Origin of the sequence: Ideonella dechloratans (genome assembly GCF_021049305.1) — a bacterium.
GTDB lineage: Bacteria > Pseudomonadota > Gammaproteobacteria > Burkholderiales > Burkholderiaceae_C > Ideonella > Ideonella dechloratans.
On the sequence record NZ_CP088081.1, the window covers coordinates 1,261,650 to 1,273,400 of the forward strand.

Consider the following 11,751-nt stretch of genomic DNA (forward strand, 5'->3'; position numbering starts at 1 on the left):
GCAATTGCTGCGCGTCTTGCCGTACCCCCACCATGACCCAGCCTTTGCCGACGGACGCCCTGACCCTGCGCGGTGGTGAAGCGCTCATTCGTCGTCTGGCCTGGCTGCTCATCACGGCCTCGTCGGTGCTGGAGGGACTGCAGCTGTTCTTCCTGCACCAGGTCCGGCTGGGCGCGGTGCTGAGCCTGCTGGCGGGCGTGGGCATGCTGACCCTGCTGCGGCTGGGCCGCTCGCGCTGGGCCGCCGGGGTGTTCCCGCTGTCGCTGGTGATCATCATTCCGCTGGCGGCCTACCAGGTGGCGGGCGTGCGCAACGCCGCCTGGGCCCTGCTGCCGCTGGCCACCATCCTGGCCGGTTGGATGCTGGGCCGTCGCGAGGCCTTCGTCACCGCACTGGCCGGCCTGTTGGGCCTGGGCCTGGTGTGGGGACTGAAGATGCGCGGCGTCGAGGTGGAGCCGGCGGTCCCGGGGGTCTATGCGGTGCTGTACGGCGTCATCGGGGTGATGGGCGCGGTGATCGGCACCGCCACGGCCACCAGCTTCGACAAGCAGATTGCCCAGGTGACGGCCCTGACCCAGGCCCTGCAGCGCAGCAACGAGCACCTGGAAGCCCGGGTGCTGGAACGCACCCGCGAACTCATGGCCACCAACGAGGCACTGGCCCAGGCCAAGCAGGCCGCGGAAGGCGCGGCCCAGGCCAAGGCGGCCTTCCTGGCCAACATGAGTCATGAGATCCGCACGCCGCTCAATGCCATCCAGGGCCTCAGCCACCTGCTGCTGCAGACGCCGCTGGACGGCCGTCAGCGGGCCCACGTGGGGCAGCTGCACCAGGCCGGCAGCCACCTGCTGGCCATCGTCAATGACATCCTGGACCTCAGCAAGGCCGACGCCGGCCGCATGACGCTGGCCACCGAGCCCTTTGCGCTGGACATGGTGCTCAGCCGCGTGCAGGCCCTGATCGGCGAGGCGGCCCAGCGCAAGCAGCTGCGGCTGAGCAGCCGCCTGGACCCGGCGGTGCCGACCTGGCTGATCGGTGACCCGCTGCGCCTGGGCCAGGTGCTCATCAACCTGGGCCACAACGCGGTGAAGTTCACCGACCAGGGCGAGGTGGCCCTGGAGGTGCAGGTGCTGGATCGTCTGCCCGACAGCGTGCGGCTGCACTTTGCGGTGCGGGACTCGGGGGTGGGCATCGCGCTGGAAGACCAGTCCCGCCTGTTCCAGGAATTCGAACAGCTCGACAACTCCTCCACCCGCCGACATGGTGGCACCGGCCTGGGCCTGGCCATCTCGCGCCAGCTGGTGCGCTTGATGGGCGGCGAGATCGGGGTGGACAGCCAGCCCGGGCAGGGCTCGACCTTCTGGTTCACCGTGCGGCTGCCGGTGGCCATGGCACCGGAGGCCGGTGGGCCGCTGCGCCCCGACACGCCGCCCGCACCCCGGCTGGATGGTCTGCGGGTGCTGCTGGCCGAGGACCATCCGGTCAACCAGTTGGTGGCCGCCGAATTGCTGCGGGCGCTGGGCGCCCAGGTGGATGTGGCCGAAGACGGCCGCCAGGCGGTGGCCATGGGCGAGGCCGGGCGCTACGACGCCGTGCTGATGGACCTGCAGATGCCCGGCCTGGACGGCGTGCAGGCCACGCGCGCACTGCGGCGGCTGCATGGCGCCGCCCGCCTGCCCATCATCGCCATGAGTGCCAGCGTGATGGCCGAGGACCGACAGCGCTGCCTGGATGCGGGCATGAACGACTTCGTGGCCAAGCCCTTCGAGCCGGAGGCGCTGTGCACCGTGCTGCTGCGCTGGACCGGGGCCGCCCGGCGCACGCAACTGCCTCGCTCAAGCCTCGAAGGCCCGCGGATCCAGGCGCTGGACCACGTGGTCCAGGAAGCTGGTGATGCGTGAGGACAGGGCGGTGTTGCGGTAGTAGACCGCGTGGATGGCCTGGCGGATGTCCAGGCTCTGCCGCACGAACAGCGGCACCAGCCGGTCGCTGCGGCGGTCCTCCAGGGTCATGAAATCGGACAGGCAGACGATGCCCGCGCCCGCCAGGGCCAGCTGACGCAGCGTCTCGCCGCTGGACGAGGCAATGGCCGGCGCGATACGCAGCGGTGTGCCCTCGGGCGTGCGCAGCGGCCAGTCGTTGAGCGCTTCCGGCTGGGTGAAGCCCAGCAGGGTGTGGCCGGCCAGGTCCTGCAGCCGCCGAGGTGTGCCGCAGCGGGCCAGGTAAGCCGGGCTGGCCAGCACCCGGATGCGGCTGCTGCCCAGGGGCCGGGCGTGCAGGGTGGAATCGCGCAGCGTGCCGATGCGAAAGGCCACATCGGTGCGGTGTTCGATCAGGTCGGTGATGCCCTCATTGCTGTGCAGCTCCAGCGTGACCTGCGGGTGTGCGGCCCGGTAGCTGTCCACCAGCGGGGCGATCACATGCAGCATGAAGGGCGTGGCCGCATCCACCCGCAGCCGGCCGGCCGGCTGCTCGCGCCGGGCGGCCATCTGCTCCTCAGCCTCGTCCACGGCGGCCAGGATCTGGCGCGCCCGGGCCAGGAAGACCTCACCTTCCTCGGTCAGTTCCAGGCGGCGGGTGGTCCGGCGCAGCAGGGTGGTGGCCAGCTTCTGCTCCAGCCGGCCCAGGCTGCGGCTGATGCCGGAGACGGTCTGGCCCAGCCGCTCGGCCGCGGCGGTGATGGAGCCGCCATCCACCACCGCGGCAAAGGCCTGGAGTTCATCGAGGGTGGTCTTCATTCTTGATTCCGCCGCAAGAGAGTTTCGTCGCCACACGGGTTTTTCGGCAAGTATCCCGCCGGCAGACTGCGCGCATTCCATTTCCATCCACAGGATGCCGCCATGCCCATAGCCTTGCTGGCGCTGACGCTCAGCGCCTTCGCCATCGGAACCACCGAGTTCGTCATCGTCGGGCTGATCCCCACCATCGCCGCCGACCTGCAGGTCAGCCTGCCCTCGGCCGGGCTGCTGGTCAGCCTCTACGCCCTGGGCGTGGCCGTGGGCGCGCCGGTGCTCACCGCGCTGACTGGCCGCGTGCCGCGCAAGGCCCTGCTGCTGGGCCTGATGGCGCTGTTCACGCTGGGCAACCTGGCGGCCTGGCAGGCGCCGGGCTACGGCACCCTGGTGCTGGCGCGGGTGCTCACCGGCCTGGCCCATGGGGTGTTCTTCTCCATCGGCTCCATCATCGCCACCAGCGTGGTGCCCAAGGACAAGGCCGCCAGCGCGATCGCCATCATGTTCACCGGCCTGACCGTGGCCCTGGTCACCGGCGTGCCGCTGGGCACCTTCATCGGCCAGCACTTCGGTTGGCGCGAGACCTTCCTGGCCGTGTCGGCGCTGGGCGTGCTGGCCTGCCTCGGCAGCCTGCTGTTCGTGCCGCGTGACGTGCACCACAGCGCGCCCGCCACACTGCGCCAGCAGCTGGCGGTGCTGGGGCAGCCGCGCCTGCTGCTGGTCTATGCGATGACGGCGGTGGGTTACGGCGGCTCCTTCGTCGCCTTCACCTTTCTCGCGCCCATCCTGCAGCAGGTCAGCGGCTACTCGGCGAATGCGGTCAGCGCGGTGATGTTGGTCTATGGCGTCTCGGTGGCCGCGGGCAATCTGTGGGGTGGCTGGCTGGCCGACCGGCGCGGCCCGGTGGCGGCGCTGGTCCTCATCTTCGCGCTGCTGGCGCTGGTGCTGCTCGTGCTGCAGTTCACCGCGCCGCACCCGGTGGCGGTGCTGCTGACCGTGCTGGCCTGGGGTGCCGTGGCCTTCGGCAACGTGCCGGGCCTGCAGGTCTATGTGGTGCAGCAGGCCCAGCGCTTTGCGCCGCAGGCCGTGGACGTGGCCTCGGGTCTGAACATCGCCGCCTTCAATCTGGGCATTGCCGGCGGCGCCTGGCTGGGCGGTCACATCGTGGCCGGCTGGGGGCTGATGCACACGCCCTGGATCGGCGCGGTGGTGGTGTCGGGGGCCGTGGGCCTGACGGCCTGGAGCGGGTGGCTGGACCGGCGTCTGCCGGCGCCGGTCGGGCGGCGGGAAAACTCGACTTGTGCGGTTGCGCCGCGCTGAGGAGATCGGCGATCAGGCGCTGTGGTGTGTGGCGGAAGCGGTGAGATTCGAACTCACGGATGGGTTCCCCCATCGCTGGTTTTCAAGACCAGTGCCTTAAACCGCTCGGCCACGCTTCCTGAAGACGGCGCCGATTATGGCGCAGGAACTGCGAGCCGCCCTTCCCAGGGCGGCTCGCCGTGCGGCTGGGTCAGGCCTTGACCAGGGTGAGGTCCAGCAGCCGCGTCTCGCGGGTGGCCAGCAGGGCCCCCAGGGTCAGCAGGCCGTTGGCGGCCAGGTACAGGCCCACGCCCCACAGGCCGAAGTTCTTGTTCAGGTCCAGGGCCACCAGGGTGGGGATGGAGGCGCCGACGATGGAGGCGAAGTTGTAGGCCAGCGAGGCCCCGGAGTAACGCACCTCGGTCGGGAACATCTCCGGCAGCAGCGCGGCCATGGGGCCGAAGGTGCAGCCCATGAGCGACAGGCCGATGATGATGAACACCAGCACGGTCATCGGGGTGCCGTGGGTCAGCAGCGCCGGCATGGCCAGGCCGAAGGCCATGATGCCCAACGTGACCAGGATGAGCCACAGGCGACGGCCCAGGGTGTCGGCCAGCACGCCCGACAGGCTGGTGAAGATGCCGAAGACGATGGCGCCGATCAGCAGGATGCCGGTGAAGGTGTTGGCCGGGATGCCCAGGCCGGTGGGGTGGCCGGCGGGCGAGACGCCCACGGGACTCTTCGAGTACACCTGCACGAAGGCCGTCATCAGGTAGAAGAGCACGTAGGTGGTGGTCATGATCAGCGTGCCCAGCAGGATGGCGCGGCCGTGCTGGCGCAGCACGGCGGCCACCGGGGCGTGCAGCTTGCGGCCCGCCTTTTCGGCCTGCTCGAAGACATGGCTTTCCTGCAGGTTCAGGCGCACGTACAGGCCCACCAGCACCATCACGAAGGACAGCAGGAAGGGGATGCGCCAGCCCCAGGCCACCATGGTCTCGGCGCCCAGGAAATAGCTGACCAGGAAGAAGCCGCCGTTGGCCAGGAACAGGCCGATGGGCGCGCCCAGCTGCGGGAAGGTGCCGAACCAGCCGCGGCGGCCTTCCGGCGCGTTCTCGGTGGCCACCAGCGCGGCGCCACCCCACTCGCCGCCCAGGCCGATGCCCTGGCCGATGCGGAACACGCACAGCAGGATGGGGGCCCAGACCCCGATCTGTTCATAGGACGGCAGCATGCCGATGGCCACGGTGGACAGGCCCATGGTCAGCAGCGAAGCCACCAGGGTGCGCTTGCGGCCGATGCGGTCGCCGAAGTGGCCGAACAGGGCCGAGCCCACCGGCCGGGCCACGAAGGCCAGGGCCAGCGTGGACAGCGACAGCAGCGTGGCGATGGAGGCGTCGCCCTTGGGGAAGAACTGGGTGTTGAACACCAGCACCGCGGCGGCGGCGTAGATGTAGTAGTCGTAGAACTCGATGGCGGTGCCGACCAGGGAGGCGATGGCGACCTGGCGGGCGGAATTGCGCGGCTGGACAGCGGCGGCGGGGGCGGACATGGAAACCTTTCAAGCAATGCGCGGCGGCGCAGGCGTGCGCGTGGCGCCTGCGGGCAGCGTCAGGGGCGTGGTCGGCCTCGGGGGTGTCAGGCCGTCCGCCAAGCAGGGCGGAATGTCGGTGTGGGGGGCATTCCGCCAGCCGGCGGTGCCAGGCCGGTGCATGAGCCGATGGACCTGGCCTGGAAAAGCAGCAAGGGTAACTTGTGCGTTACGGGGATTCTACTGATCGTTCCATTGACAGGCGTCAGCAGGGTCTCTGGGGGGCGCCAACTCCCGGGCCCGGTGTCAGCCCTTGCCGGGGGCCTGGGCCTGGGCGCAACGCACCTGCACCACGTCGCGCCGCCCGCCATCCACCCGCACGGCGGTGAGGGCGCCGCCCCAGATGCAGCCGGTGTCGATGGCCAGCAGGGTGGGGCGGTTGATCAGCCCCAGGGTGGACCAGTGGCCGAAGGCGATGGGCTGGCTGACGGTGGCCCGGTGCGGGTGTTCGAACCAGGGGCGCATGCCGGGCGGCGCGGCCTCGGCGCTGTCCTTGGTCTCCAGGTCCAGCGTGCCATCGGCGGCACAGAAGCGGATGCGGGTGAGCACGTTGACGATGGCGCGCAGGCGGTCCAGGCCCTGCAGATCGTCCTGCCAACGGGCCGGGTGGTTGCCGTACATCTGCTGCAGGAAGGCCGGCAGCTCGGGGCCGCGCAGCAGGTCTTCGACCTCGGCGGCCAGGGCCAGGGTCTTGGCGGTGTCCCATTGGGGCAGCACGCCGGCGTGCACCATCAACCAACCCTGGTCCAGGTCGGCCAGCTTGCGCTGGCGCAGCCAGGCCAGCCAGCCTTCGCGGTCCTCGTCGGCCAGGATGGCGTCCAGCGTGTCCTTGCGGTTGGGGCGCTTCACACCGGCGGCCACCGCCAGCAGGTGCAGGTCGTGGTTGCCCAGCAGGCAGGTGGCGCTGCCCTCCAGGTCGCGCAGGCGGCGCAGCACGCCCAGGGAATCGGGGCCGCGGTTGACCAGATCGCCCAGCAGGTGGAGGTGATCGCGCGAGGGGGAAAAGTCCAGTTCGGCCAGCAGCCGTTCGAAGGCGTCGCAGCAGCCTTGCAGGTCGCCGATGAGGTAGTGCATCACACGATTCTGCTACGCTCCTGCCCCATTGCTTTCAGCTCCGCGGCGTGGAACTTGCTCCGCCGCCTCCCATGGACTTTGCGTTACTTGCCTTCCTGATCCTCCTCAACGGCGTGTTCGCCATGTCCGAGATGGCCCTGGCCGCCAGCCGCAAGGCCCGGCTGCAGGTCATGGTGGAGGCGGGGGAGAAGGGCGCGGCCGTGGCCATGGAGCTGCAGGACCACCCCACCCACTTCCTGTCGACGGTGCAGATCGGCATCACCTCGATCGGCGTGCTCAACGGCATCGTGGGCGAGTCGGCCTTCTCGGCAGGCTTGTCGCAATGGCTGCAATCGGTCTCGCCCCTGGCGGGCCGCACGGCCGACATCACGGCCACCGCGCTGGTGGTGGTGGTGATCACCATCCTGAGCATCATCTTTGGCGAGCTAGTGCCCAAGCGCCTGGGCCAGATGTACCCCGAGACGGTGGCCCGCGTGGTCGCCGGCCCGATGAAGTGGCTGTCCATGGTGGCCAGCCCCCTGGTGGCCGTGCTGGCCGCCTGCACCGAGGCCGTGCTGCGCCTGCTGGGCATCCGCAGCGATCTGACCCGCAGCGTCACGGAAGAAGAAATTGCCGCCAGCTTGGAAGAGGGCCTGGATGCGGGCGTGATCGAGGCCCAGGAGCACCAGATGGTGCGCAACGTGTTCCGCCTGGACGACCGCCAGGTGGGCTCGATGATGATCCCGCGTGCCGAGATCCGCTGGCTGGACCTGAACGCTTCGATCGAGCAGGTGCTGCACACCGTGGCCGAGGAGCAGCATTCCCGCTACCCGGTGTGCCGGGGCAGCCTGGACGATGTGGTGGGGGTGGTGGCCGCGCACGATCTGCTGGCCCCCATGTCCCGCGGGCACATCGAATCCCTGGACGACTACATCCAGCCGCCGGTGTTCGTGCCCGAAACCCTGTCCGGCATGGAGCTGTTGGAGCACTTTCGCGGCACCCGTGCCGAGCTGGTGTTCGTGGTGGACGAATACGGCGCCGTGCAGGGCGTGATCACCGTGCGCGATGTGCTGGAAGCCATCACCGGCGAGTTCGGCGCGCCCACGGACGATGATGCCTGGATGGTCCAGCGCGAGGATGGCAGCTGGCTGGTGGACGGCCTGATCCCGGTCCACGAACTCAAGGACCGGCTGGAACTGAAGGAATTGCCCGAGGAAGACCGCGGGCGCTACAACACCCTGGCGGGCATGATCATGCTGCTGCTGGGCCGGTTGCCGCACACCGCCGACGCGGTGGAGTGGGGCGGCTGGCGCTTCGAGGTGGTGGACCTCGATGGCAAGCGCGTGGACAAGGTGCTTGCCAGCCCTTTGCTGAACACGGAGAACCCGATTGATCACCCCTGACCTGCACAAGAAGCCCGTCGGCCTGGACCGCGAAAAGCACAAGAACCTGAAGCTGCGCCGCGAGCTGAGCAATCTGCGTGCGGCCGCTGGCCTGAACGCCCTGTTCCTGACCGGCGCCGAGTTCGGCGATGCCTGCAAGGAATACCCCATCCTGTTCCTGAACGCCGGGCAGGATGACCAGGGCAAGACGCAGGTGGCCCCCGTGGCCGTCTTCGGCGTCACCCAGGGCGAGAACCTGTTCCTGCAGCCCGATGGCCGCTGGGATGCGTATTACGTGCCGGCCATGCTGCGCGCCTACCCGTTCACGATGGCCCGCCTGGACGCCGATCGCTACGTCGTGGTGTTCGACGAGTCCTACGACGGCCTGTCCGAGACGGAGGGGCAGCCCTTCTTCGACGAGAAGGGCGAGCCCACCGAGATGCTCAAGGAACTGCGCCAGTTCATCGAGAACATCGAGGTGGAGATCGAGCGCACCCGCCGCGCCGGCCAGCGCCTGATGGAGCTGAAGCTGCTGCAGCCCAAGCGTTTCGATGCCACGCTGCCCGACGGCACCCCCTTCGCGGTGGACGGCTTCCTGGCGCTGGACGAAGAGCGTCTGGCCCAGCTGAGCGACGCCGAGATGCTGGAGCTGACCCGCAGCGGCCTGCTGGCCCTGCTGCACGCGCACCAGATCTCGCTGTCCAACATGCGTCGCCTGCTGGACCGCCGCCTGGCCCTGCAGGCCGCGGCCGGCCAGACCCTCAACTGACGCTCGGCTGAGGGGGCGGCAGGCCGGCCATCCAGCGGGCCTGCTCCGCCACGAAGCCATCGAAGGCGGCCAGCAGCGCTTCGTAGTGCGCCGGCCGATCTTCCAGTTCGCCCAGGGCCTGGCAGCAGGCCTCCAGCGTGGACAGCTGGTGCGGCTGACGGGCCCGGCGGATGCGGTAGCGCGGGGCCGGCGTGTCCTGCAAGGCCAGGCGCGGCAGGGACTGCAGAAGCGGGTTGCCGGCCAGCATCCGCAGGCTCTTGCGCCAGGTGGCGTCGATGATCACCAGCTTGCGGATCTGGGGCGGCCGGGCGTCCGTCTCGGGGCCGAGCCCGGTGCGGGGATAGAGCAGGGCGGCACTGCGCAGCGGGCCGATCCACTCGCTCAGCTGTACCGGATCGAAGACCTCGCCCACCTCACGCCGACAGCGCGCCAGGCTGAGGGCCAACAGGCCCGCACTGTTCTTGGCGTGATGCCTCTCCTGGGGATGCTGCAGGATCAGCACCAACACCTGGTTGTCGGTCGGACGCGTCCAGTGGCACACACAGGCTGACAGAGGCCGCTCGCAGCGCGGGCAACGCGGGCGGGACGGAGCGGGCGCAGGGGACATCGCAGGGCTGGCGGCAAGGGCTCGCCACGATACCAGCGCGTGTCAGTGTCCGTCGATCGACGCGGGATCCAGCCGGAAGGCGGCCCCGTGGTAGCGGTCCAGGCTGTGCAGGTCATCGAAGGCGACCCAGCAGCTCTTCTCGAGGTTTTCCCACCGGTCCAGCCGCCGGTAACCCAGCCGCAGGATGTCCTGGAAGAATCCGTCGTCATGCTGGATCCGGTAGGGGCAGTAAGCCGTGCCGATGCTCTGGACCGTCCAGTACCCGCGGGCCGGGTGCAGCGGCAGCAGGTTCACCAACAGCCATTCGGGTTGGCGGGGCAGCGATGCCACCCGCTGCGCCAGGGTCTCCTGCAGATACTGGAGGCAGCCGGCGGTGAACAGCACGTCCGCCTGGGCAGCTTCTGCGAAGTCGGCCGTGAAGCGCAGGCGCCCGCTGCTGTCCCGCGCCGCGGCCTCGCGTCGACCGCTGTCCACGACCGCCGGAACATCGCAGACCTGCCAGGAGAGATCCTCCGGCAGCGCCATGCGGGTGGCATAGCTGTAATAGGACAGCCCGATGTGCCCGCCCAGATCGAAGACCCGGCGCGCACCCAGGTCCAGGGCCCGCTGGAGCCAGAACATCATCGGATAGTCGCTGGGGTAGATCTGACCGATCCGGTCGTGGTACATCCCGGCGGCATCGTCGTGGTCATAGCCCAGAGGGCGCGAAGCCGGGGCGGCGGCGGCGGCGGCTTCGTAGCTGTCGAAGACGCCGCGGCAGGTGCCCACGGCCTGTCCGTTCTCGAAACGGTTCCTGAAGCGCTCGTGGCGCCAATGGCGAATCCCAGGCAGGTCGCCGATGAAGCTTCTGGCCTTCGACAGGTGTTGTCCCACGGAGCCCCCTTCCGGTGTGATGCGACAGCGCCGCGAATTCTTGCAGTTGCCCACCGATCACGACATCCGCAAATGTGCCCCTTTGTCGCGGATCGCGGCCGGGCCGGTGGGCACAATGTGATGTCTGCTTTCAACTGAGGATGCTTTGAGCATGTCGGCCTCCACATCTGTTGCCGCCGCCGTCGCGGCGCCCCTGTCCGTTGCCGAGGCACGGCAGCGCATCGCGTCCGCTGTCGCCGGACATGGGCAGAAGGCGTGCGAGGTCGTCGACCTGATGGCCGCCCTGGGGCGGGTCTTGGCCGAGGATGTGCTGGCTCCCCAGGACGTGCCGCCCCACGACAACTCGGCCATGGACGGCTTCGCCTTTGCGGGTCAGGCCCTGGTGGCAGGCCAGGCCACGCGGCTGCGGGTGGTGGGCCGGGCCCTGGCGGGGCATCCCTTTGCCGGGAGCGTGGCGCCCGGGGATTGTGTGCGCATCATGACCGGGGCCGTGATGCCGGCGGGGACCGACACGGTGGTGCCGTTCGAGCGCTGCGAGCAGCAGGACGACGTGGTGTTCATCGCGCCAAAGACCGTGCGGGCGGGCGACAACCGCCGCCATCGCGGCGAAGACCTGGCCGTGGGTGCCGTGGCGCTGCCGGCGGGCCGGCGCCTGCGGCCCGCGGACCTGGGGTTGGCGGCTTCACTGGGGCTCAGCCGGTTGAGCGTGCGCCGGCGTCTGGCCGTGGCGCTGTTTTCCAGTGGGGACGAGTTGCGTTCCCCTGGGGAGGCCCTGGCGCCGGGCTGCCTGTACGACAGCAACCGCTTCATGCTGGCGGCGACCCTGACACAACTGGGCTGCGAGGTGCTGGACCTGGGCCGTGTGCCGGACGATCCCAAGGCCTTGGACGCGGTGCTGCACCAGGCCATCGAACGGGCCGATGCGGTGGTCACCAGCGGTGGCGTGAGTGTCGGCGACGCCGATCACACCCGGGCCGTGCTGGCCCGCCACGGACCGGTGGACTTCTGGTCGGTGGCCATGCGGCCGGGCCGTCCCTTTGCCTTCGGACGACTGGAGCGACCTGACCGCGCGCCCTGCTGGTTCTTCGCGCTGCCTGGCAACCCGGTCGCGGCCCTGGTGAGCTTCCAGGTGCTGGCGCGGGAGGCCTTGCTGGCACTGGCGGGCGCAGAATGCGATGCCATACCGCCATTGGCGGCTCGCTGCGTGGAGCCCATTCGCAAGCGCCCCGGCCGCGCCGAGTTCGCACGCGTGCGCCTGTCCCTCGGCCCCGATGGCCATGCCCAGGCGCAAGCCTGGGGTGGACAGAGTTCGGCCGCCTTGAGTGCCCTGGTCGGAGCCCACGGGTTGGCGGTGCTCCAGTCACAACAGGGCGATGTCGGCATCGGTGACTGGATGGATGTCCTGCCATTCGAGGGGCTGTGCTGACCTCCCTGGCTTCGTAACATCGGTC

The 11,751-nt window shown here is 69.7% G+C and carries 10 protein-coding genes and 1 tRNA gene; 5 read left to right on the forward strand and 6 right to left on the reverse strand.

Translation table 11 applies throughout. The features are described 5' to 3' along the window. Positions 1-32: 32 nt before the first annotated feature. Positions 33-1,898, forward strand: a complete 1,866-nt coding sequence (locus LRM40_RS05940; protein ID WP_170288832.1) for an ATP-binding protein — start codon at positions 33-35, stop codon at positions 1,896-1,898. On the opposite strand, the gene LRM40_RS05945 is transcribed toward LRM40_RS05940, so the two are convergent. Then, positions 1,833-2,735: a LysR family transcriptional regulator gene (locus tag LRM40_RS05945; RefSeq protein ID WP_151123673.1), complete on the reverse strand. Its 903-nt coding sequence runs from the start codon at positions 2,733-2,735 to the stop codon at positions 1,833-1,835. The two genes, LRM40_RS05940 and LRM40_RS05945, sit on opposite strands and share 66 nt — an antisense overlap. A 102-nt stretch (positions 2,736-2,837) precedes the next feature. On the opposite strand from LRM40_RS05945, the gene LRM40_RS05950 reads away from it, so the two are divergent. Continuing rightward, positions 2,838-4,049 carry an MFS transporter gene (locus tag LRM40_RS05950; protein WP_151123674.1) on the forward strand — a complete coding sequence of 404 codons (1,212 nt, stop codon included), beginning with the start codon at positions 2,838-2,840 and terminating at the stop codon, positions 4,047-4,049. Between the two features lie 29 nt (positions 4,050-4,078). Here the strand turns inward: LRM40_RS05950 and LRM40_RS05955 are convergent. The 3 genes from LRM40_RS05955 to LRM40_RS05965 form a co-directional block, all read right to left on the reverse strand. Next, a tRNA-Ser gene (locus LRM40_RS05955) sits at positions 4,079-4,168 on the reverse strand. Positions 4,169-4,239: 71 nt separating this feature from the next. After that, entirely contained in the window at positions 4,240-5,577 is a 1,338-nt protein-coding gene (locus tag LRM40_RS05960) for an MFS transporter (protein WP_151123675.1), read from the reverse strand. 285 nt (positions 5,578-5,862) lie between these two features. Then, positions 5,863-6,690: a symmetrical bis(5'-nucleosyl)-tetraphosphatase gene (locus LRM40_RS05965; protein WP_151123676.1), complete on the reverse strand. Its 828-nt coding sequence runs from the start codon at positions 6,688-6,690 to the stop codon at positions 5,863-5,865. Between the two features lie 71 nt (positions 6,691-6,761). On the opposite strand from LRM40_RS05965, the gene LRM40_RS05970 reads away from it, so the two are divergent. Together LRM40_RS05970 and LRM40_RS05975 are read left to right on the forward strand one after the other, a co-directional pair. Then, positions 6,762-8,072 carry a hemolysin family protein gene (locus LRM40_RS05970; RefSeq protein ID WP_151123677.1) on the forward strand — a complete coding sequence of 437 codons (1,311 nt, stop codon included), beginning with the start codon at positions 6,762-6,764 and terminating at the stop codon, positions 8,070-8,072. Continuing rightward, on the forward strand, positions 8,059-8,820 hold the full coding sequence (locus tag LRM40_RS05975; protein WP_151123678.1) for a SapC family protein: 762 nt from the start codon (positions 8,059-8,061) through the stop codon (positions 8,818-8,820). Before LRM40_RS05970 ends, LRM40_RS05975 begins: the two co-directional genes overlap by 14 nt. Here LRM40_RS05975 and LRM40_RS05980 read toward each other — a convergent pair. Further along, positions 8,813-9,427, reverse strand: coding sequence for a tRNA-uridine aminocarboxypropyltransferase (locus LRM40_RS05980; RefSeq protein WP_151123679.1), 615 nt, complete (start codon positions 9,425-9,427; stop codon positions 8,813-8,815). The two genes, LRM40_RS05975 and LRM40_RS05980, sit on opposite strands and share 8 nt — an antisense overlap. Before the next feature lie 42 nt (positions 9,428-9,469). Continuing rightward, positions 9,470-10,300: a methyltransferase, TIGR04325 family gene (locus LRM40_RS05985; protein ID WP_231067745.1), complete on the reverse strand. Its 831-nt coding sequence runs from the start codon at positions 10,298-10,300 to the stop codon at positions 9,470-9,472. Positions 10,301-10,451: 151 nt separating this feature from the next. Between LRM40_RS05985 and moeA the strand changes: the two genes are divergently transcribed. Continuing rightward, positions 10,452-11,726, forward strand: a complete 1,275-nt coding sequence (gene moeA, locus LRM40_RS05990; RefSeq protein ID WP_151123681.1) for a molybdopterin molybdotransferase MoeA — start codon at positions 10,452-10,454, stop codon at positions 11,724-11,726. The last annotated feature ends 25 nt before the right edge of the window (positions 11,727-11,751 follow it).